Origin of the sequence: Microtetraspora malaysiensis (genome assembly GCF_050947145.1) — a bacterium.
GTDB classification, from domain to species: domain Bacteria; phylum Actinomycetota; class Actinomycetes; order Streptosporangiales; family Streptosporangiaceae; genus Microtetraspora_A; species Microtetraspora_A malaysiensis.
Genome location: NZ_CP191998.1, coordinates 3845655 through 3865948 on the forward strand (window position 1 = coordinate 3845655; position 20294 = coordinate 3865948).

18 protein-coding genes are annotated in these 20294 nt (G+C 73.2%); 5 read left to right on the plus strand and 13 right to left on the minus strand.

What is annotated here, in order from left to right:
• Window positions 1-59: 59 nt before the first annotated feature.
• The 8 genes from menC to ACQP1V_RS18180 form a co-directional block, all read right to left on the minus strand.
• Complete coding sequence (gene menC / locus ACQP1V_RS18145; RefSeq protein WP_433225741.1) at window positions 60-1160, minus strand: o-succinylbenzoate synthase; 1101 nt, start codon at window positions 1158-1160, stop codon at window positions 60-62.
• Between the two features lie 64 nt (window positions 1161-1224).
• The gene (locus tag ACQP1V_RS18150) at window positions 1225-2001 is read right to left on the minus strand and encodes a GNAT family N-acetyltransferase (protein WP_433424502.1); all 777 of its coding nucleotides are present in this window, start codon (window positions 1999-2001) and stop codon (window positions 1225-1227) included.
• Window positions 1998-3077, minus strand: coding sequence for a M20/M25/M40 family metallo-hydrolase (locus ACQP1V_RS18155; RefSeq protein WP_433424504.1), 1080 nt, complete (start codon window positions 3075-3077; stop codon window positions 1998-2000). The genes ACQP1V_RS18150 and ACQP1V_RS18155 overlap by 4 nt, the downstream gene beginning before the upstream one ends.
• A 288-nt stretch (window positions 3078-3365) precedes the next feature.
• The gene (locus ACQP1V_RS18160; protein WP_433424507.1) at window positions 3366-3779 is read right to left on the minus strand and encodes a nuclear transport factor 2 family protein; all 414 of its coding nucleotides are present in this window, start codon (window positions 3777-3779) and stop codon (window positions 3366-3368) included.
• Between the two features lie 5 nt (window positions 3780-3784).
• A complete protein-coding gene (locus ACQP1V_RS18165; RefSeq protein ID WP_433424509.1) occupies window positions 3785-5275 on the minus strand; it encodes a hypothetical protein in 1491 nt (496 codons plus the stop codon).
• Window positions 5276-5278: 3 nt separating this feature from the next.
• Complete coding sequence (locus tag ACQP1V_RS18170; protein WP_433424511.1) at window positions 5279-6469, minus strand: cupin domain-containing protein; 1191 nt, start codon at window positions 6467-6469, stop codon at window positions 5279-5281.
• The gene (locus ACQP1V_RS18175; RefSeq protein ID WP_433424514.1) at window positions 6469-7659 is read right to left on the minus strand and encodes an aminotransferase class I/II-fold pyridoxal phosphate-dependent enzyme; all 1191 of its coding nucleotides are present in this window, start codon (window positions 7657-7659) and stop codon (window positions 6469-6471) included. Before ACQP1V_RS18175 ends, ACQP1V_RS18170 begins: the two co-directional genes overlap by 1 nt.
• Complete coding sequence (locus tag ACQP1V_RS18180) at window positions 7659-8228, minus strand: EF-hand domain-containing protein (protein ID WP_433424517.1); 570 nt, start codon at window positions 8226-8228, stop codon at window positions 7659-7661. Before ACQP1V_RS18180 ends, ACQP1V_RS18175 begins: the two co-directional genes overlap by 1 nt.
• Before the next feature lie 127 nt (window positions 8229-8355).
• Between ACQP1V_RS18180 and ACQP1V_RS18185 the strand changes: the two genes are divergently transcribed.
• Window positions 8356-9159 carry an inositol monophosphatase family protein gene (locus ACQP1V_RS18185; RefSeq protein ID WP_433424520.1) on the plus strand — a complete coding sequence of 268 codons (804 nt, stop codon included), beginning with the start codon at window positions 8356-8358 and terminating at the stop codon, window positions 9157-9159.
• 28 nt (window positions 9160-9187) lie between these two features.
• On the opposite strand, the gene ACQP1V_RS18190 is transcribed toward ACQP1V_RS18185, so the two are convergent.
• The gene (locus tag ACQP1V_RS18190; protein WP_433425872.1) at window positions 9188-11575 is read right to left on the minus strand and encodes a glycoside hydrolase family 65 protein; all 2388 of its coding nucleotides are present in this window, start codon (window positions 11573-11575) and stop codon (window positions 9188-9190) included.
• A gap of 141 nt (window positions 11576-11716) precedes the next feature.
• On the opposite strand from ACQP1V_RS18190, the gene ACQP1V_RS18195 reads away from it, so the two are divergent.
• Window positions 11717-12295 carry a CBS domain-containing protein gene (locus ACQP1V_RS18195; RefSeq protein ID WP_433425874.1) on the plus strand — a complete coding sequence of 193 codons (579 nt, stop codon included), beginning with the start codon at window positions 11717-11719 and terminating at the stop codon, window positions 12293-12295.
• Between the two features lie 52 nt (window positions 12296-12347).
• Here the strand turns inward: ACQP1V_RS18195 and ACQP1V_RS18200 are convergent, their stop codons facing one another.
• The 4 genes from ACQP1V_RS18200 to ACQP1V_RS18215 all read right to left on the minus strand — a co-directional run bounded on the left by ACQP1V_RS18200 (window position 12348) and on the right by ACQP1V_RS18215 (window position 17559).
• Entirely contained in the window at window positions 12348-14933 is a 2586-nt protein-coding gene (locus ACQP1V_RS18200; protein ID WP_433424523.1) for an FtsX-like permease family protein, read from the minus strand.
• Window positions 14933-15655, minus strand: a complete 723-nt coding sequence (locus tag ACQP1V_RS18205) for an ABC transporter ATP-binding protein (RefSeq protein ID WP_433424526.1) — start codon at window positions 15653-15655, stop codon at window positions 14933-14935. Before ACQP1V_RS18205 ends, ACQP1V_RS18200 begins: the two co-directional genes overlap by 1 nt.
• Window positions 15656-15782: 127 nt before the next feature.
• A complete protein-coding gene (locus tag ACQP1V_RS18210) occupies window positions 15783-16682 on the minus strand; it encodes an NAD(+)/NADH kinase (protein ID WP_433424528.1) in 900 nt (299 codons plus the stop codon).
• 286 nt (window positions 16683-16968) lie between these two features.
• Window positions 16969-17559 (minus strand): TetR/AcrR family transcriptional regulator, encoded by a 591-nt coding sequence (locus tag ACQP1V_RS18215; protein WP_433424531.1) that lies wholly within the window; start codon window positions 17557-17559, stop codon window positions 16969-16971.
• Between the two features lie 155 nt (window positions 17560-17714).
• On the opposite strand from ACQP1V_RS18215, the gene ACQP1V_RS18220 reads away from it, so the two are divergent.
• The 3 genes from ACQP1V_RS18220 (at window position 17715) to ACQP1V_RS18230 (ending at window position 20251) form a co-directional block, all read left to right on the plus strand.
• Window positions 17715-18734: an aldo/keto reductase gene (locus ACQP1V_RS18220; RefSeq protein WP_433424534.1), complete on the plus strand. Its 1020-nt coding sequence runs from the start codon at window positions 17715-17717 to the stop codon at window positions 18732-18734.
• Window positions 18735-19088: 354 nt separating this feature from the next.
• Window positions 19089-20117: a TolB family protein gene (locus ACQP1V_RS18225; protein ID WP_433424537.1), complete on the plus strand. Its 1029-nt coding sequence runs from the start codon at window positions 19089-19091 to the stop codon at window positions 20115-20117.
• The gene (locus tag ACQP1V_RS18230) at window positions 20114-20251 is read left to right on the plus strand and encodes a DUF3703 domain-containing protein (RefSeq protein WP_433424540.1); all 138 of its coding nucleotides are present in this window, start codon (window positions 20114-20116) and stop codon (window positions 20249-20251) included. Before ACQP1V_RS18225 ends, ACQP1V_RS18230 begins: the two co-directional genes overlap by 4 nt.
• Window positions 20252-20294: the final 43 nt, after the last annotated feature.

Here is a 20294-nt window from a genome sequence, read left to right on the forward strand (position 1 = left end):
GACAAATCAAGCCCTGCTACGGGCAGCATTTGCCAGACACTCCCACGAAGGTCCGGGAACTACCTGGTGATCCACTCGGTGGAGGTGGTGACCTCGTCCAGGATGTCCTGGATGGGGTCCACGCCGATACCGGGCCCGGTCGGGACGTCCAGGTGGCCGTCACGCAGCTCGAACGGCGCGGTGACGTCCGTCGCGAAGTAGCGGCGCGAGGCCGAGGTGTCGCCCGGCAGCGTGAAGCCGGGCAGGGCGGCCAGCGCGACGTTGGCGGCGCGGCCGATGCCCGTCTCCAGCATCCCGCCGCACCACAGCGCGACGCCGTGGGCGCGGGCCAGGTCGTGGATGCGGCGCGCCTCCAGATAGCCCCCGATCCGGCCCGGCTTGACGTTGATGATCGAGCACGCGCCCAGCGTGATGGCGGCCGCGGCGTGCTCGGCCGACTCGATCGACTCGTCCAGGCAGATCGGGGTGGAGATCCGGCGGGCGAGCGCGGCGTGCTGGACCATGTCGTCGTTGGCCAGTGGCTGCTCGATGAGCAGCAGGTCGAAGGCGTCCAGTTTGGCCAGGTGTGGGGCGTCAGCCAGCGTGTACGCGGCGTTGGCGTCGACCTGGAGCAGCAGGTCAGGGCCGAACCGCTCGCGTACGGCGCGGACCGGCTCCAGGTCCCAGCCCGGTTCGATCTTCAGCTTGATCCGGACGTAGCCCTCGGCCAGGAAGCCCTCGACGGCGTCGAGCAGCTCGGGGATCGAGTTCATGATGCCGACCGACACCCCGCAGGGGACCCGCTCACGGGTCGCGCCGAAGAACGCCGCGAACGACTCGCCGCGGGCCCGGAGCTGGGCGTCCAGGACCGCGGTTTCCAGCGCGGCCTTGGCCATCCGGTGCCCCTTGAACGGCGCGAGCGCCCGGCCGGCCGCCTGGGCGTCGGCGTGGGCGGGCAGCGCCGGGATGAGGAAGCGGCGCATGACCTCGGCCGCGCCGTCGACGTACTCGGGGGAGTAGAGCGGCCGTGACATGGCCACGCACTCGCCCCACCCCTCGGCCTCGGGCGTGACGACCCGCACGAGCAGCACGTCGCGCGCCGTCTCCGTCCCGAACGAGGTGCGGAACGGCGCGACCAGCGGCATCGCGATCCGCCGCAGCTCGATTCCAGTGATCTTCATGGTGGGTGTGCGGCGTCTCGCCGCGCCTCCTTCCGGTAGGACCGCCTGCCGCGTTCGGCCGCGATCAGACGGTGCGTTCAACGATGTAGCACGTTCTCCGGTGGAAACCGGTGACCTGGGCCCCTTCCTCCAGCAGGCCGCCGAGCACGTCGCGCACGGCGTGCCGCCACGCCTTGGCCAGCCCGGGGTCCGTGCGGCGCAGGCTCTCGATGTCCTCCGGCACCGCCACGAGGACCGTCCCCGCGTCCGTCCGGCCGGGGACCGGCCGTCCGTCCGCGTCGGCCAGCCCGACCGCCGCGTCAGCGGGGACCACCGGCACGTACGGCTCCCGCCGTACGGCGGCGAGCACACGCGGATCGGTCAGCTGCCAGACGGCGAGCATCCGGTCCGACTCGTCCCCGGCGTTGATCGCGTCCTCCATGACGCCGTAGAACGACGGCAGGTACTCCTCCGGACGGGCGCCGAGCTTGGCCAGGTTGAAGTAGGCGTTGCGGCGCACCAGCGGGTCGTAGGTCCAGGTGATCCGCTCGATGCCCCGTTCGAGCGCCCAGGCCCGCTGGTGCGTCTTGAGCGCGAAACCGATCCCGCGGCCGGCCGCGGCGCCGGTGACGTGCGAGTGCAGCACCCGCCCCGCCGGCGCCGCCAGGAAACCCACCGAGGCGCCGGTCAGCCGGCCGTCCTCGTAGACCCCGGCCACGTAGTTGCCCGCGTGGGACAGCGCCCGCATCAGCTCGACGCTGATGGGCGCCCCGCCCGGCTCGGGATGCCAGATGTCGTCGAAGAGCTGGAAGACGTCCTCGAACTCCTGGACGCTGTGGAGCTCGCGCGGCGCGGCGGTCACGCGAGCACCGCCCGGATCAGCTCCGCGAGCAGCCGGGTGCGGCCGGGTATCTCCGCGACGAGCGCGTGCTCGTGTGCCGCGTGCGCGCCGCCGCCGACCGCGCCGAGCCCGTCGAGCGTGGGGCAGCCGACGCCCGCGGTGATGTTGCCGTCGGAGGCGCCGCCCACGGCCACGCCTCGCAACGGGGGCAGGCCCAGGCCGTCGGCGATGCGGCGGGCCAGCTCGAACAGCCCCGCCGACGAGGCCTCCTCCAGCGGCGGGCGGTTCGGCCCGCCGCTCACCCGCAGCCGGGTTCCGGCCACGCGCGGGGCCAGCGCCCGTACCAGGTCGTCCACCCGCTTCTGCTCCTCGACGGTGGGGACCCGCACGTCCACCGCGACCGAGGCCAGGGCGGGCACGGTGTTCATCGTGCTCCCGGCGGACACCAGCGTCGGCGTCACCGTGGTCGCGCCGTCGCCCATCATGCTCAGCGCGAGGATCTGGTGGGCCAGCTCGACCGCCGCGTTGGCTCCCGCGTGCGGTTCCAGGCCCGCGTGCGCGGCCTTCCCCAGCACGGTGAGCTCATAGGCGGAGATGCCCTTGCGGCCGGTCTTGAGCGCGCCGCCGTCGGCGCTCGCCTCCAGCACGAACGCGGCCGAGCAGGCGCGCGCCGCGTCCTCGATCAGCGCCCGCGAGGTGGGGGAGCCGAGCTCCTCGTCACCCGTGATCAGCAGGCACACCCCTTCCGGGGAGGGCAGCGCGGCCAGCGCGTGGAAGGCCTGCACCAGCCCGGCCTTCATGTCGAACACGCCCGGTCCCCGGGCGACGCCGTCCCGCACCGACCAGGGGTGCTCGCGCAGCGACCCGATCGGCCACACTGTGTCGTGGTGCCCGACGAGCAGCACGCGGGGACGGCCGAAGGTCCACCGCAGGTGGCTGACCCCGTCGATCACGATCGTCTCCGGGGGCGTCCCGAGTCGGCGGGCCCCCTGCTCGGCGACCACGGCGGCGCTGCGGGCGACCGCCTCGTGGTCGGCGGAGAAGGACTCGCAGACGACGAGCTCCTCCAGGTCCTGGAGCATCAGGTCGAGGTTCACCGCGGGGACCCCCGCCGGGCGATCAGAGCGCGGTGATGAAGACCAACGGACAACGCGTACCAGCCCTCCGGTCGATGTTTACCGCCACGGTATGAGAAGGGCCGGTCGGGGAATTCGTCCGTTTTTCCGAAGACCGCCGAGCTGTTCGTCCATTCGACCAAGATCCCCGGCGAAGCGCGAGCCCCGCCGGGGCCGGTCGCTCCAGCAGGCCGGCGAGGAAATCCTGCGTCTCCGGATCGACCGAGTAGATCACCCGGCGCGGATCGGGTGATCGTGGGGCGTCTGGGGTCAGGAGGACGGACGCCAGGAAGTGCCTTCGCCTTTCTCCGCCTCGTAGGCGGGGCGCGCGGTGACGGTGTCGTAGATGATGTGCAGCGCGGCGATCCGGCCGTCGTCGGCGAGTTCGAGGACGTCGACGCATTCGAAGTCGGCCGGCTGGCCCGAGGGCAGCGTCCAGTCGAACTGGAACCAGATGGTGACGATCCGGCCGCCGCTCGTCGTGGCCCCTTCGGCCGCGCCGAGGAGGTTGAGCTTGGCCCGGCCCGTGTCCGCGAACAGCTCGGGATAGAACTCGGCGGCCGGGATCGGCCCGTACAGGGGCGAGTGCACGATCGCGCCGGGACGGTACAACGCCAGGACGGCGGGCAGGTCGCCGCGTGCCAGGGCGTCGAGGTAGGTCTCGGCGAGCTCCTTGGGAGTCATGGGGGTCAGGTCCTTTCTCCGCCGCTGAGGCGGTCCAGCGCGTCGAGGTCGAGGGTCAGCGCGGCGACGCCGCCGGGCAGGCGGAGGCGTCGCAGGACGGCGGGGTCGAGTTCGCCCGCCTCGCCGACCGGTGTCCCGTCCACGGTCAGGCGGGCCCACCGCCCGCCGTGCCAGGGCCAGGAGCTCCGCGTGCCGCTCGGCCCGTCCTCGGGCCGGAGGCGCAGACCCCACTGGAGCCCCATCGCGTGGCCCGCGCCGACGGCGGCGTGCCAGTCGCCGCCCGTCAGGGCCGCCGCCAGGTGATGGGGCTGGGCGGGGATCGCCGCGTGCAGGGCCGCCAGCTCCTCCGGGCGCGGCGGGCCGCCGGTGGGCGGCGATGGCGGCGGGCGGAGCCCGCCGGGCGGGTGCGGGAAGACGGCTCCCTGCTCGAACAGCATGAGGCCGCCCGGAGGACGCCGCGCCCGCAGCTCGGCGAGCACGCCCGGGAGCAGCGAGGTGCGCAGCGCGGGCGGATACCCGTCGAGGGGATTGGCGATGCGCAACCGGGCGCGGCGTGGGTCGTCCGGCGGCAGGCCGAACGCGTCCCAGACGGCCGGGTCCAGGAACGGGGAGGTCTGGGTCTCCGTCCAGCCGGCGGCGGTGAGCGCGCGCGCCGCCGCCTGCCGTCGCCGGAACGGCGACACCGGCTCCGCCGGGTCGAGAGGGCGGTCGCCCGGGACACCTGTCCGGTCCGCCGGGGCGAGAGAGGGCTCGCCCGCCCGGTCCCCGGCCGGGCGAGGCGGGTCGTGCCGGATCACGTCGCGTATGTCACGTAGCCCGTGGCGCAGCATCAGGGTGCGTTCGACCCCCAGGCCGAAGGCGAAGCCCGCATGGCGGCCCGGGTCGACGCCGCAGGTGGCCAGCACGCGCGGGTGGACTATGCCGCAGCCGGCCCACTCGATCCAGCCGTCCTCGCACAGGTCGCATCCCCCGCCCCGGCAGGTCGGGCAGCGCACGTCCGCCTCCGCCGAGGGATCGGTGTAGGCGAACCAGTGCGGGCGCAGCCGTACCGGCGTGCTGTCCCCGAACATCGCGGCGGCCAGGCGCCCGAGCGTGGCGCGCAGGTCGTTCATCGTCAGCCCTTCGGCGACGGCCAGACCCTCGGCCTGGTGGAAGACGGGGCTGTGCGTGGCGTCCGGCGGATCGGGACGGAAGACGCGGCCGACCGTCACCATGCGGAGCGGCGCGCCGCGCCCGAGCATCGTGCGCACCTGCACGGGCGAGGTGTGGCCGCGCAGCACCAGGCCCGATGGCCCGTCGGGGCCGTCGATGGAGAAGGTGCCGTCGGCGGAGCGGCTGGGATGGTCGGCGGCCATGTTGAGCGCGTCGAAGTTCAGCCACTCGGCTTCGACCTCGGGGCCCTCGGCGACGCGGTATCCCTCGCCGGCGAGCAGGTCCACGATCTCCTCGGCCAGGGCGGCCACCGGATGGCGGGCAACGGCCGGACGGTCGGCCATGGGTCAGCGCCCTTCGAGGGCCCAGGCCGCGATGCGGTTGTGGACCAGGTCCATCTGGTCCCAGGCCCGGCGGCAGATCGCCACGAGCCGGGGGATCTCCGAAGGAGGCATCGTGGCCAGCCGGTGGCGTCCGAGCTCCCGGTGCTCGTCGTCGGCGACGGCGTGCAGGGCGAAGAAGTCGTCGCCTGCGGCGTCGCGGTCGTACACGTGGGAGGCGGCGGCGTCCCGGCCGTACACGTCGGAGGCGGCCCCTCCGAACAGATGGCCGCTGGTCTCGACGACCATGTGGACCAGGACGATCTTCTGGGCCTCGTCCAGCTGGTATATCTGGGCGACGAACCAGGTGCAGGCCGCGTCCAGCACGGGGTCGTCGACCTCGTCGAGGACGCCGTAACGGTCGCGCAGCAGCCGGTCGTGGCCGTACTCCTCACGCAGGTGCGCCTCGTACTCCTCGCGCAGGACGGGATCGACGCAGACGGCCTGGCGCGCGAGCAGCATCCGCTGGAAATTGCGCGACCACACGTGCAGCGCCGTGACGAAACGGGCGCGCATCCGCGGATCCTCCCGCAACCTGCCGGTGCGCAGCAGCCGGAACAGGTCGTTGCCGGTGTGCCGCTCGGCGAGGGAGGCGTTGATCTCCTCCAGCTCCGCGAGCGACGCCGGGACGGCGGAGCCGTCCGGGGCCGCCTCCACGGCGTCGTCCACGGCGTCGTCCAGGATGTCGGCGGTGCCGTCCATGTCGTTCATGTCGTCGGCGAACGACACCCGGGGCGCGAGCTCGTCCTCGTACAGCCCGGCGCCCTCGAACTGCACGGACAGGCCGTGGAACTCCTGGCCCGGCTCAGTGCGGAACCCGTGCGCGGACCCGGGGGGCACACACACGACGTCGCCTTCCGAGAGCGGCCGTTCCCGCTCTCCCAGCAGCCGCACCGACCCCCGGCAGACGAGGATCATCGAACTCGTCGGGTGGCTGTGCACGGACAGCTCCTCGCCGTCGCGGAGCCGCACCCACGCGAAGGACGGCCGACCGGAATCGGGCAGGAACGCCGACAGGACGGGGTGGCGCCGGAAGTCGCGCTGCTGCCCGAGCCGGTGTACCTCCCCGTCGACCACGACCGAGGTGATCGGCCGGATCTGGGCGCGTGCGACGGTGGTCACAGATGTGACGGCGTCCGCCGTCGCCAGTGTCGTCATCAGGGTCCTTCTCTTTCGTCTATGTGGACGCCGCTCTCGGCGAGGACGGCGAGCAGCCGGTCGTTGTCGGCCGGTTCTCCGACCGAGAAGCGCAGGTGGTCGCGCCAGCCCATCGGGTCGGGCAGGACGGCCAGGCCGGCGGCGCGGAGCCGTTCCGCGACCTCGGTCGCCGGACGCTCCGTGCGCACGGTCACGAACCCCGCCGCCGAGCCGGCCCAGAGGATGCCGGGGCAGCGGCGCAGCCCGGCGGCGAGCCGATCGCGTTCCGCCGTGAACAGCTCGACGCCGCGGCGCAGGGCCGCCGGATCGGCCAGCGCCGCGGCCGCTTCCGCGGCCACCGGGGCCGGGAGAGCGAAGGGCAGGCGGGCGCGCCACAGCGCGGCGACGATCCCGGGCTGCGCGAGCACCGCCCCCAGCCGCAGCCCGGCCAGCCCGAGCGCCTTGGACATGGAGCGGACGACGACGAGGTTCGGATGGCGGGGGACGAGGCGCCGGTGGGAGGCGCGGCCGGTGTACTCCACGTAGGCCTCGTCCACCACCACGAGGCCGTCGTAGGCGGCCAGCAGCCGCTCGACCTCGCCGGGACGCAGCGACGTCCCTGACGGGTTGCCCGGATCGCACAAAATGACGCCGGCCGCCCCCGAGCGGGCCAGCGTCGGGACGTCCAGCCGGTCGTGTGCGGAACCGAGCAGCGGCACCCGCAGCCGCTCGACCTCGTGGACGGCGGCCAACTCGTCGAAGAGCGCGAAGGACGGCGGCGTGACCGCCACCGCGTCCGCATGGGGTTCGAAGAAGGTGCGGAACACCAGGTCCAGGGCGTCACCGGCGCCGCGGGTGAGCAGGATCGTCTCCGGGCCCCAGCGCCAGCCCTCCGGCGGAGCCGCCACGGCGGCTCCGTGACCCTCGACGTGGCCCTCGACGTGGCCTTCGAGGATGTCCAGCGCGTCGGCGTACAGGCCGACCAGCGGGCGGTTCGTGTTGTCGGGATAGCGCCGGTGCAGGCCGGCGAACGGGTTCTCGTTGTCCCTGAGGTTGACCAGGCCCTCGTCCTCGGGACGCGACTCGAACAGGAACGAGGGGCGGAGCGACCTGATCGCCCTCCGGGCGGGCCATCCGCCCCCTTCAGCCGCGGCCCGCCGCGCGCCGGGCGCGGCGGGCGTAGCGGGCGTGGGATCGACCGGTCGGACCATCAGCGGCCGGGCGCCGTCAACCCGTGGACCGGGATGTCGGTGCGCGCCGACGTGTAGTAATCCACGATGGTCGCGGCCCAGACGTCCACCGGGACCAGGCCGTCGCCCGACTCGTCCAGGTCGGCGAAGAGCCTCTCGACGTTCGCCTTGGAGAACCCGATCGCGGTCATGACGGCGAGGAAGCCGTCGAGCTCGATGAACCCGTCGTCGTTCCGGTCGGCCAGGGCGGCCAGCGACTCCGCGTAGTCGACGACGGTCTCCCTGGCCTCGACGGGCGCCCCGAGCCGCGCCATGTACTCCTGCGGGCTGATCCGCCCGTCGCCGTCGGTGTCGAGCGCCGCGAGCAGGCCCTCCCAGTAGCGCCGGTGGCCGACGAGGACCGCCTGCCCCTTCCGCGATCCCTCCGGCTCGTCCATCGCCGCCAGGACGTCGGCGGCCAGCCGTTCGAAGTCGTCACTCTCCAGGTAGCCGTTGCCGTCGGTGTCGAGCATCCGGAACCGGAATCGCAGCCGCTCCAGCACGCCGGGGCTCGCCTCGATGCCCGACATGTGCGCAGGTTCGTAAGACATACGACCTCCCATCGCTTTGTGTGTTCATGAAGATACATTGAGTGACCATTGGCGGAGGGTGATCGCACGCTAAAGGCGGGAGCCCCCGGACGCGGGCCGCCCGGCGGCCGTGTCTATCCTTCGGTCCATGATCATCACGGATGAGGAGCTGGCCCTCGCGGTGGCGGAGGCGGGAGCGGCCGTCGTGCGCGCCATGTACGGTTCGGCGCCGGTACGCGTCCATAAGGCCGCCGGCGACTTCGCCACGGCCGCCGACATCGAGGCGGAGAAGGCGATCCTCGACGTCATCCGGGCCGCCCGGCCGGGCGACGCCGTGACCGGCGAGGAGAGCGGACGTACGGGGTCGGCCGGGACGGGGCGGATGTGGCTGGTCGACCCCCTGTGCGGCACGCTCAACTACGCCGCGCGGAACATGCTGGTCGCGGTGAACGTCGCCCTACGTGTGGGCTCGGACGTCACCGCGGCGGCCTCCGCCGACCCGTTCGCCGGCGAGGTGTTCTGGACGGACGGCGACCGCGCGTACGTCCGCCGCGACGGCGTGGACGAGAGGCTCGCGCCGTCGTCCGATTCCCGGCTGGTGGACGTCAACCTCGATCCGCCGTTCCCGAACGCGCCGGGCTTCCAGGCGGCCCGTCTGCTCTCCGACCCGCGGTTCGGCGAGCGGTTCCGCCCGCGCGTCGTCTCCACCACCCTGGCGGTGGCCTGGGTCGCCGCCGGCCGGCGCGCCGCGTACGTCACCGACGGCCATCTGCGGGACAGCGTCCACTTCGCGAGCGGGATCGCGCTGTGCCAGGCCGCCGGATGCGTGGTGACCGACCTGCGCGGCGAGCCGCCGCACACCGGAGCAGGCGGGCTCGTCGCGGCGGCCGACCGGGAGACGCACGCCGCGCTGCTGGAACTCATCCGCGACCAGCGGTCACCTGATCGGTAGGCTCACCGGCCGGTGCCGAACGGTGCGCTCATCGTTCGTCGCGGTGCGCGGGCAACGGGAACGTACGGCTCTCACCGCGCCGTAGCCGCACGTGGCGGCCGGTCACGGCGACGTCCACTGTGGGCGGCCCGTCGTCGGCCCGGGTGATCCGCACCTGGGCGGGGCCGGCCTCGATCGCCAGTTCCGCGCCGCGATAGCGCAGGCACAGCGACAGCGTGGTGAGCCGCGCGGGCAGCACGGGGTTCAGGTGCAGGCCGTCGGGCCGGGGTTCGAGGTCGAGGTAGCAGCGCTCGACCAGGTCCAGCGTCCCCGCCATCGCTCCCAGGTGGATGCCCTCGGCGGTGGTCCCACCTTGGACGTCGTTCAGGTCGCCGGTGAGGGTCTCGGTGAAGAACCGCCACGATCCGGCGCGGTCGGCACGGGCCAGCACCCAGGCGTGGACGACCGCGCTCAGGGTGGAGCCGTGGCTGGTTCGCGCGAGGTAGTGGCGCACCGTGCGGCGGACCATGTCCGGGGCGACCGGATAGCCCAGCCGCTCCAGGATCCGCCGCAGCTCCCCGGCCGTGAGCAGGTAGAAGAGCATGAGCACGTCGGCCTGCTTGGACGCCTGGTAGCGGTTGGTGCTGTCCCCCTCCGCGTTCAGCGCCCGGTCCAGCCGCCGCACGCCCGCGTAGCGCTCCCAGTCCAGCTCGGCCAGCTTCTCGTAGCCGCTGAACTGGCTGATGACGCCGTCGGGGAGGAAGTCCACCCGCATCCGGCGGGTGATCTCCTCCCAGCGCTCCGTCTCGGCGTCCGTCAGATCGAGGCGGCGGCGCAGCTCCTCCCGGGCGCGGCGGGGTAGCAGATCGAGCGCCTGCCGGGCGCGCAGCAGCAGCCACACCGTCATGATGTTGGTGTACGCGTTGTTGTCCAGCCCGGGGGAGGCCGCGCCCGGATAGCCGTCGTGGTACTCGTCCGGCCCCATCACCCCGTGGATCTCGTACCGGGCGGACACGGGGTCGAGCCGGACCAGGGACGCGAAGAAACGGGCGGTCTCCACCAGCAGGCGGGCGCCCGTGCCGGTCAGGAACTCCATGTCGCCGGTGATCGCGTAGTGCAGCCAGGCGTTGTAGCCGACGGCCAGCCCCACGTGGCGCTGGAGCCGCGAGTTGTCCGGGTTCCACCGCCCGGAGCGGGGGTTGAGGTGGAGGCGCTGGGTCTCGTCCCGTCCGTCGCTGCCGCTCTGCCAGGGGAACATCGCCCCGCGCAGGCCCAGCGCGCGGGCGGCCGCCCGCGCCTCCGGCAGCCGCCGCAGCCGGTAGCGCAGCAGGCCTTGGACGATCTCCGGGAAGCGCAGGCTGAGCCACGGCAGCACGAACAGCTCGTCCCAGAAGACGTGCCCCCGGTAGGCCTCGCCGTGCAGGCCGCGCGCGGGCACGCCCACGTCGAGGTCGGCGGTGTGGGGGGAGAGCGTCTGCAGCAGGTGGAGGGTGTTCAACCGGATGTCCCGCTGGATGTGGGCGTCGGACACCTCCAGCCGGGCCCGCCCCCACAGCCCGCGCCAGGCGGTCGCGTGCCGTTTCAGCAGCGTGGCGAAGCCCGGCGCGCGGCGGGCCGACCGTACCGCGCCGGACCAGGCGTCCGCGATGGCGTGGTCGCGGGACGTCACCATCGAGACGGTCTTGGTGACCGTCACCGGCCGGCCCCGTTCCAGCGCCAGGACCCGCGTCTCGGTGACGCGGTCGTCACCCTGTGCGATCTCCGGCTGTCCTGCGCACTCCCGCGGAGTGACGCGCAGGCGCGCGGCGAGGACGACCTCCACGCCCGAGGAGCGGGTCCGCGCGCGCAGCCAGGTCAGCGCGCCCTCGATCCCCGTCGCGTGGCCGGTCAGGTGGTCGCCGCGCAGGTCGCGGTACCGCGGCACGCCGCCGTTGACGACCCTGCCGTCCAGCGCGGACGCCACGCGCAGCGGGCCGGACCAGTCCTCCGCCGTGAAGGTCGTCTCCAGCGCGGCCACGAAGGGGTCGGCCATGGAGACGAGGCGGCGCTGCCGCACCGAGGTGACGCGGCCGGCGGCGTCGCGGAAGCGGAGCCGCCGGTGCAGGACGCCGTGCCACAGGTCCAGCTCCTGCCGGTAGTCGAGCAGGTCGGCCGAGCGCGGGGAGAACCAGTCGCCGTCCGGGGTGGCGAAGGTCAGCGGCAGCCAGTTCGGCAGGTTCACCATGTCCTCGTTGGTCACCTGGTGACCGGCGACGGAGGAGGTGAGCCGGTCGTAGCAGCCCGCGACGTAGGTGCCCGGATAGTGGACGTCGTCGGCCACCGACTCCGGCGCCGCGCCCCGGGTGGCGAAACGGCCGTTACCCAGCGTGCACAGCGCCTCCCGGCGCCCCTCCTGGTCCGGGTCGAACCCCTCGTACACCAGGGACCACGGATTCACCTCCGTTTTCACCGGTGCTCCTTCCCGTACGGCCGGGCGACCCCGCCGAGTCCGCCCGCCGGCGCGGGACGGCGTAACGTCGGAAGTGTCATCCGAACATGATCGAGACGTGGGGCGATCGCCATGCTCGTCGCGGAGATGATGACGACCCCGGTGGTGTCGGTACCTCGCACGTGGAGTGTGAAACAGGCCGTTCGCCTGCTGTACGAACAGGACATCACGGCCGCGCCCGTGGTGGACGAGCGGGGGCGCATGGTCGGGATCGTCAGTGAGATGGACCTGCTGCGCGCGGAGTTCGAGGTGGACCCCGGGGCCTACCGCCGTCCGGCCGCCGAGCCGGGCTCGCGGCCGTCCGTGGGCGTCGCGGACGTCATGACGACCGCTGTGCGCGTGGTCCAGGAGGGCGCCGACATCCTCGACCTCGCGAAACTGATGATCACGATGGGCGTGAAGAGCGTGCCGGTGCTGCGCGGCGACGACCTGGTGGGCATCGCCAGCCGCCGCGACCTGATGGGGGTCCTGGCCGAGGGAGACGAGCGGATCCGCGACGACGTCCTCGCCGCGCTGCGCGACTCCACCGAGACGGCGGGGTGGCGGGTGGCCGTGCACGACGGGCTCGTGGAGCTGTCCGGCGGCGGCGCGGACGAGCGCTCGGCGCGGATCGCCGAGCTCATCGCCGGTACCGTGCCGGGCGTCGCCGGCGTCACGCTCACCCGATGATCCACACCGGCGCGGCCGGCGGGGGCCGCGACATGCCCCCGCCGGCCGGAGTTCAGCCGCGGATCCGCTCGGCCGGCCTGCCCGCGAGGGCGGCACGGGCGGGGAGCAGGGTCGCGGCGAAGGCCAGGCCCAGCGTGGCGGCCACCATCGCGGCCAGCACCACCGGCCGCACGTGCGGGACCGCCGAGCCGGTCACCCCGTAGCTGACCGCCGCCAGCGTGGGCACCGCGATCGCCATGCCGACGATCAGCGCGACGCCGCCGACGAGCAGCGCCTCCCAGCGGACCACGCCGAGCACCTGGCGGCGGGTGCCGCCGACCAGGCGGAGCAGCGCGAACTCCCGCACCCGCCCGGCCGTCGCCATGACCAGCGTGTTGACCACCGAGATGGCGATGAACACGATGATCATGCCGAGCGCGAGCAGGTTGACCCAGTCGTTCAGCTCCGCCGCCGCGTCCCGGTCGGCCTGGGCGCCCGCGCGGTCCGTCACCGTCAGCGCGGGGCTCACCGCGGCCAGGCGGTCCCGGGTCGATCCGTCGCCCACGACGAGAAGCCGGTCGGCCATGCCGGAGGCGGTGTGGGCGCGCGTCAGGTCGTACGGCAGGGCCACGTCGCCGAAGCCGAGCCCTCTGTCGTAGACGGCCACGACCGTCGGCGTGATCGGCGTGCCGTCGCCCAGGCGCAGTCGCACCGTGTCGCCGACCGACGCGCCGAAGGATCCCGCGGCGAGCGTGCTCAAAGCAACGGTGTTCCCGGCGTCCCCGCGCAGCCGGTCCAGCGACCCGGCCCGGACGTCCAGGTCGAGCCCGTGTGCCGGGACGGTGAGCCCGAGCGCGCGGTACGGGCGCAGCGTGCGCTCGCCCAGCTCGTGGAAGTCGCCGATCACCCGGGTGTCGATCACCTCGGTCACCCCGGCGACCCCGGGGAGCGCTCGTACGGCGCGGGCGATGTCCGCCGGCACCCCCGGCCCGGCCGAGCCCACCACGTAGTCGGCCCGCATGCCCTCGGCGGCCTGCCGCACGGTCGCGTGGCCGATCGTCGACTGGGTGAAGACGATGGTGCCGGCGAACGCGAGCATCAGGGTGAGCGGGCTGACCACGGCGGCCAGCCTCCTGGCCCCGGTACGGGTGTTCGCGACGGCGAGGTAGCCGCCCACCCGCGACGCCCGGCCGAGCGCGCCGCCCACCAGCGCGACGGCGATCCGGACCAGCCACGGCCCCAGCAGCGCGGCGCCCACGGTGAGGAAGATCACGATGCCGCCCGCGCTCATCGCCGCCGTCTCGCCCGCCACGGACATCGCGACGACGCACAGGGCCGTGCCCAGGGCCAGGAAGACCAGCCCGGTGACGGTGCGGGCGCGGCCCAGCGCGCGGGGCTCGGCGGCCGCCTCGCCCAGCGCCTCGGTCGGGCGGATCCGGGTGGCCCGCCGGACGGCCCCGCGGGCCGACAGCCAGGCCGTGGCCGTCCCCAGCGCCACGGCGATCAGCATCGGCACCGGTCCGAGCGTGAGCGGGAAGACGTCCGGGAGCATCCCCTTGGAGACGAGCTCGCCGAACATCCACCGGCCCACGGCGACGCCCAGCGGCACGCCGGCCGCGCTCGCCACCGCGCCGATCAGCAGCGCCTCCTTGCCGATCATCGACCGGACCTGTGCGGGGGTGGCGCCGATCGCCCGCAGCAGCGCGATCTCGCGTCCGCGCTGGCGCAGGGCGAGCCCGAACGTGCCGGCGACCACGAAGGCCGCCACCATGATCGAGATGCCGGCGAGGCTGCCGCTGAGCATGACGAGCGTCTCCCTGGCCGCCGAGGCCCGCGGCTCCTCGGCGAACCCGCGTTCGTCGCCCACGTACGTCACCGGACCGGCCGCGGCCGGCGCGCCGCCGCCCTTCGGGCCGTCCTTCAGATCGAGGGAGACGCGGGCCGTCGTGTTCTTCGACGTCGGCAGCGCGGCGTCGATCCGGTCCTTCAGACGTTCGGGGTCGCCGGAACCGAACACCCCGAACGCGGACACCCGGTCCCGATGGCCGAACAGCTCGGCCGCCCGCGGTGCGGAGAAGAAGACCGCCGGCTGCCGGGAGCCACCGGCACCGGCGACGCCGGCCACCGTGTAGGCGTGCAGGCCGTCCCGGCCCAGCACGCGCGCCGTCGCGCCGACCTTCAGCCGCGCCGCGTCCGCCAGGACGGCGTCGAGGACGATCTCGTCGGGAGAGGCGGGCGCGCGTCCGGCGCGCAGCGTGTACGGCGTGAGCCGCGCGGACTCCCACGCGTGGCCGTAGGCGCGGCCGGCCGCGTCCAGCAGCCCGACGGGGAAGGTCAGCTCGGGCACGACGTTCCGTACGCCGGGCACCTTCGCGAGGTCACCGGCCAGCGAGGCCGGGATCGTCGCGGGCTCCTGCAGCGGCACGCTCTCGGTCATCTCGGCCGGGCCGTCGTCCCTCTTGAGTATCGAGGTCGACTGCGGCCCGGCCACCACGACAGGGGCGGCGCCGTACCGCTCCGGCCGGATCTGGGCGCGCAGGCCGGTCTCCATGAGCACCCCGCACGCGGTGACCAGGACGGCGGCGAACAGCAGGGCGAGGACGGAGCCGACCAGCGACGGCAGGCGGCCGCGCATGGTGGCGAAGGCGAGGCCGAGCATCACGCGGCCGCCATCGACCGGCCGAGGTCGGACATCCGCCGCGCGATGGCGTCGGCGGTGCCGGAGCGGACGGTGTCCACGATGACGCCGTCCGCCAGGAAGAGCACCTGGTCGGCGTAGGCCGCCGCCACCGGGTCATGGGTCACCATCACCACGGTCTGGCCCATGGTGTCCACCACCTGGCGCAGGAGGCCGAGCACCTCGGCGGCCGTCGTGGTGTCGAGGGCGCCGGTCGGCTCGTCGGCGAAGACCACCTCGGGCCGGGTCACGAGCGCGCGGGCGAGCGCCACCCGCTGCTGCTGGCCGCCCGAGAGCTGGGACGGCCGGTGCGTGACGCGGTTGCCGAGCCCGACCCGCCGGACGACCTCGTCCAGCCAGGCACGGTCGGCCCGTCCTCCGGCCAGCCGGAGCGGCAGCGTGATGTTGTCGGCGACGCTGAGCGAGGGGATCAGGTTGAACGCCTGGAAGACGAAGCCCGCCTTCTCCCGCCGCAGCTCGGTCAGCCGGGTCTCGTTCATCCGCGACAGCTCCACGTCGCCCAGGTGGACCGTGCCCGACGTCGGCGTGTCCAGCCCGGCCGCGCAGTGCAGGAACGTGCTCTTGCCCGACCCCGACGGCCCCATCACGGCGATGAACCCGCCCTTGGGCAGCCCGACCGTCACCCCGCGCAGGGCGTGCACCTCGTGCGCTCCCCGTCGGTACGTCTTCGTCACCGCATTCATGCGAATGGCTGGTGATGCCACCTGAATCCCCCGTTTGTCCCGATTTCTGATTACCGGGGTCAACCGTATGGACCAGGGGGTTTCCGGCGGGAGAAGGCGTTCCGCCGTCTCGGTGGTAGGGCTGCCCCTACTGTCTGTCGGCCTGTCTGTCGGCGTCCGCCGCGTCGGGGTGGACCGCCAGCAGCTCCGCCGAGTCGGTGAGGCTGAGCTTCCTGCGTACGCGCTCGTAGAACGTGGTCAGGCCGAGCCGTACGACATGAGCGGCGGCGGGCCGGGGACGGATGCCGATGCGGTCGCCGGGCTCGACGTAGCCCGCCACGTTCCCGTCCACCTCGACGGCGAGTCGCCCGCTGGTCGGAAGCACGGCCAGCTCGACGGTGTCCCGCAGCGACAGCACCACCCCGCGGTTGTGCGCGGAGTGCGGGGCGGCCGGGGTCACAAGCAGGGCCTCGACCTCGGGGTTCACGATCGGGCCCCCGGCCGAGAAGCTGTAGGCGGTGGACCCGGTCGTGGTGGCGACGATGACGGCGTCGCCCGCGTAGCCGATGAACGGCCGGCCGTCCACGCGCACCGCGACGACGGCGGTCCTGCACCCGGGGACGCGGACCACCGCGACGTCGTTGAAGGCGGTGACGACCCGGGAGCCGAGGACGGCGTCCACGGCCAGCCGGGGCTCGATCGTGAAGCGCCCGGCGTCGATGGCCGACAGCGCGCCGTGCAGGTCGGGCACGTCGACCTCGGCCAGGAACCCGAGCTTGCCCACGTTCACGCCGAGGACGGGGGCGCACTGCCGGTCGGCCAGTCGCATCGTTCTCAGCATGGTGCCGTCACCGCCGAGGCTGACCAGGAGCTCCGACCGCGGGCCGAGCTCCTCGGGCGGCACCGGGATCACCGCGTGGTCGAGTCGCTGAACCTCGTCCTGGATGCCGAGGACCAGCGCGTCCCTGCGAGCGGCCCACTCCAGGATCGCGACGACCGCCCCGGCGCAGTCGCGCTGAGGGTGCAGAACCAAGCCGACAGTGCGCATGACGGCGAGCCTCCGTGCTCCGGCCCGGGGACGCGGGCGCCGTCGCGCGTTGGGAGCGCCGCCCACCGGCCCTTCCCCCGCGGCGTCGCTCGCGCGTCGCGGGAGCCCCGCCCGCCGCCTCCGGAGTCCCCGTTGAACCGGAATCCGATTTGTCCCAGAAAGGACATTTTAATGATGGGCGGCCGGATCTTTGGCGGCGGCCCGCGGGTCAGCCCCGCCTTCCACTGACCTGCGCGGCGTCGACACCGTCGCCTGACCGGAGCTGGCGTCGTGGCCCGGCCGATCGTCAGTGCGGTCGGCGGAGTCCCGCGATGAGGATCTCGACCAGTCGGCGCGCGTCGTAGCGGGGATCGCTGTCCGCGCCTATGCAGAGGTTCCCGACGCCGCGCATGAGCGCGTACGCCTCCAGGTCGGAGCGGATCTCGCCGGAACCGGCCGCGGCGTCGAGCAGCTCGGTGCACGCGGGCACGAGGCGGTCGAGGAAGTAGGCGTGTAGCGCGTCGAAGCCGGCGTCGTCGGACCGCAGCGCGGCGGCGAGTCCGTGCTTGGTGACCAGGAAGTCGACGAAGAGGTCGATCCATCGCCCCAGTGCGGCGTAAGGAGTCGCGCTGGTCGCCAGCAGCGCCGGACCGGCCTCGGCGCAGGCCTCGACCTGGTGCCGGTAGACCGCGATGATGAGATCCGCTCGCGTCGGGAAGTGGCGGTAGATCGTGGCCGTCCCGACGCCGGCCCTGGCCGCGATGTCGCGTACCGGCGCTTCCACGCCCGACGTCACGAAGATCGCGGCGGCCGCGTCGAGCAGAGTCTCCTTGTTGCGCCGGGCATCCGCCCGTTTGGGCCGGGCCGCGTGCCCCGCGCCACGGTCGCCTTCGTTCACCACGCCGCTCCCTCCACGATCGAGATTGCTAAACGGGACAACGTTCCGTATCTTCAAACGGGACATGGTTCCGTTTGCTCATGATGCCAGAGCAGGGGACGGGCGACCAAGCCACGCGTCACCACCACACTTCACCCGCAACGGAGGAGACAGTCATGCAGTACCGCACCTTGGGCCGCACCGGTGTGCAGGTCAGCTCCCTCGCGCTCGGCGCGATGAACTTCGGCGCGATCGGACGCACCACCCAGGACGAGGCCACCGCCATCGTCGACGCCGCCCTCGAGGCCGGGATCAACCTCATCGACACCGCCGACATGTACAGCGGCGGCGGGTCGGAAGAGATGGTCGGCAAAGCCATCGCCGGTCGCCGCGACGACATCGTGCTGGCCACGAAGGCGACCATGCCCATGGGCGACGAGCGCAACCATCGAGGCAGTTCGCGCCGCTGGCTGGTCACCGCGCTGGACGACAGCCTGCGCCGCCTCAGCGTGGACCACGTCGATCTCTACCAGATCCACCGGTGGGACCCGAGCACCAGCGACGAGGAGACCTTGTCGGCGCTGACCGACCTGCAGTGCGCGGGAAAGATCCGCTACTTCGGCTCCTCGACCTTCCCCGCGTACCGCATCGTGCAAGCGCAGTGGGCCGCCCGCGAGCATCGCCTGAGCCGGTACGTCACCGAACAGCCCAGCTACTCGATCCTGCAGCGCGGGATCGAGAGCCACGTACTGCCCGTGACCGAGGAGTACGGGCTCGGCGTGCTGGTGTGGAGCCCATTGGCCTCAGGCTGGCTGTCGGGAGCGATTCGTGAGGGCCGGGAGATCGCCACCCACCGCTCGACGTTCATGCCGCAACGCTTCGACACCGCCATCCCGTCCAACCGGGCCAGGCTCGACGCCGTCGAGCGGTTGGCCGACATCGCCGACGAGGCCGGCCTGACGATGATCCAGCTCGCGCTCGGATTCGTGACCGCGCATCCCGCCGTGACCAGTGCGATCATCGGTCCCCGCACGCTGGATCACCTGCACACGCAACTCGCGGCCGCCGGCACCGTGCTCCCCGCCGACGTGCTCGACGCGATCGACGCGATCGTCGCCCCCGGTACCGACCTCGCGGCACACGAGAAGTTCGACACTCCGCCCGCGCTGCTCGACCCGTCACTGCGGCGTCGCTGACCGCGGACAGCCTCCACATCCTCTCCCGCGGCTCCCGAGCCCGCCGGCGTCGCGTCGGCGCGCGTGCGAGCCGGTGTTCTTCCACCAGTTCGCCGGCGCCCGCCGAAGGCGAACGTGGGGGACGCGCGCGCCCTGGCCGTGTACGGCGCCGCCGCCGACAGCCTCGCCCTGTTCGCGGCGCGGCCGGTGGCTGGCGGAGGCCTCGGCGGCTGATCGCCGTGCGGGCTCCTTGCGGCGGGGGCGGCAACCGGTGCTCAAGTGCTCTGCAATCGGGTGGGCGTTCACTGCGTGCGCAAGCCCGGGAGGCACCGCCAAGCGCCGGACCGGGACGTGCCCGTTATCTCAGGAGATCTGATGAAGCGCACCGCACTCGGTCCGACCGCCGCCACGCACCCTGACTCGCCCGCGTCGAAGCGGCGTGTCCTGTCCGGACTCGCTCTCGTCCCCGTCGTGCTGGCCCCCCTGCTGCTCGCGCCCGACGCCGTGCTCGCCCGCACCGCCCCGGCCACCGGAGTCGGGGGAGCCGGTGCGGTCGGCACGGCCGGCGGATCCACGAGCGCGGCGCCGAAGCCGCTCGAGGGGGTCGCCGTCTACGTGAACTACGACGCCAAGGGCTATCCGGTCACCCGCTACGAGCCCGGCAGCGGGTTTGTCAAGCTGGGCCGCGTGCCGGGCATCACCTTCCAGTTCGCCGCCTCGCCCGACGGCACGAAGTTCGCCTGGATCACGCTGGACGGCCGGCTCCACGTGGGCGACGGGGGCACGGAGAAGGTCGTGGCGAAGGGCGCGGCCGCCGGGTTCCCCTGCCTCACGCCGGTCTGGTCTCCCGACTCCACCCAGATCGCCTACATCCCCAAGAGCAATGCCGACAAGTCGCCGCTGATGGTGGCCAACGCGGACGGCACGGGCACGCGCAAGGTCGGGAGGGCTCTGGGCGTCTGCCACCTCGCCTGGTCCGCAGACGGGCGACACCTCGCCGGGGAGTCCGGCTCGACTGCCCGTGTTTACGTGTTCGACATGCAGACTGGGACCTCCGTCCGGGCCAAGGGCAACAAGCTGGTGAACCACGTGCAGAGCCTGTCACCGGACGGCAGGAAGGTCGTGGTGCGCACGTTTGGACGGGAGGAGCCGGAGGGCGACGGGGTGTGGCCGGAGAAGTTCAGGCCGACGATCGTCGACACCGTCACCGGCAAGCAGGTGCCCATCTCGGTGAAGGGCCTGAAGATGGGCGCGTATTACCTCGCCGACGGCCGCCTGGTGGTCCGCGTCGCCGGCCGCACACACAACACCCTGGTCGTGCTCGACTCGTCCGGCAAGGAACTGCAGCGGCTCGCCGAGCCGGCGCAGGCGCGCGACCAGGGCATCCTCCAGATCGTCCGATGAGCCGCACCGCCGGAGCGGCCCCCGGCTCCGCGCTGGGCCGCGACCCGGCGGGCAACACCGGCCGCGCCGCTGCCGGCCTCACCGAGCCGATGCCGAGGCCCGCCGACTTGGCCGAGCTGCTGCACGCCGCCTGAAAGGGAGATCTACGCCTCTGCGCACGGCGTGTGATGGTGAAGT

What these genes read in the sequence shown, in the direction of transcription:
- ACQP1V_RS18230 (WP_433424540.1), top strand. Translation starts at nt 20,114, where the DNA reads ATGAGCCGCACCGCCGGAGCGGCCCCCGGCTCCGCGCTGGGCCGCGAC.
- menC (WP_433225741.1), bottom strand. Translation starts at nt 1,160, where the DNA reads ATGAAGATCACTGGAATCGAGCTGCGGCGGATCGCGATGCCGCTGGTC.
- ACQP1V_RS18170 (WP_433424511.1), bottom strand. Translation starts at nt 6,469, where the DNA reads ATGACGACACTGGCGACGGCGGACGCCGTCACATCTGTGACCACCGTC.
- ACQP1V_RS18160 (WP_433424507.1), bottom strand. Translation starts at nt 3,779, where the DNA reads ATGACTCCCAAGGAGCTCGCCGAGACCTACCTCGACGCCCTGGCACGC.
- ACQP1V_RS18200 (WP_433424523.1), bottom strand. Translation starts at nt 14,933, where the DNA reads ATGCTCGGCCTCGCCTTCGCCACCATGCGCGGCCGCCTGCCGTCGCTG.
- ACQP1V_RS18175 (WP_433424514.1), bottom strand. Translation starts at nt 7,659, where the DNA reads ATGGTCCGACCGGTCGATCCCACGCCCGCTACGCCCGCCGCGCCCGGC.
- ACQP1V_RS18195 (WP_433425874.1), top strand. Translation starts at nt 11,717, where the DNA reads ATGACGACCCCGGTGGTGTCGGTACCTCGCACGTGGAGTGTGAAACAG.
- ACQP1V_RS18180 (WP_433424517.1), bottom strand. Translation starts at nt 8,228, where the DNA reads ATGTCTTACGAACCTGCGCACATGTCGGGCATCGAGGCGAGCCCCGGC.
- ACQP1V_RS18210 (WP_433424528.1), bottom strand. Translation starts at nt 16,682, where the DNA reads ATGCGCACTGTCGGCTTGGTTCTGCACCCTCAGCGCGACTGCGCCGGG.
- ACQP1V_RS18205 (WP_433424526.1), bottom strand. Translation starts at nt 15,655, where the DNA reads ATGAATGCGGTGACGAAGACGTACCGACGGGGAGCGCACGAGGTGCAC.
- ACQP1V_RS18185 (WP_433424520.1), top strand. Translation starts at nt 8,356, where the DNA reads ATGATCATCACGGATGAGGAGCTGGCCCTCGCGGTGGCGGAGGCGGGA.
- ACQP1V_RS18225 (WP_433424537.1), top strand. Translation starts at nt 19,089, where the DNA reads ATGAAGCGCACCGCACTCGGTCCGACCGCCGCCACGCACCCTGACTCG.
- ACQP1V_RS18165 (WP_433424509.1), bottom strand. Translation starts at nt 5,275, where the DNA reads ATGGCCGACCGTCCGGCCGTTGCCCGCCATCCGGTGGCCGCCCTGGCC.
- ACQP1V_RS18220 (WP_433424534.1), top strand. Translation starts at nt 17,715, where the DNA reads ATGCAGTACCGCACCTTGGGCCGCACCGGTGTGCAGGTCAGCTCCCTC.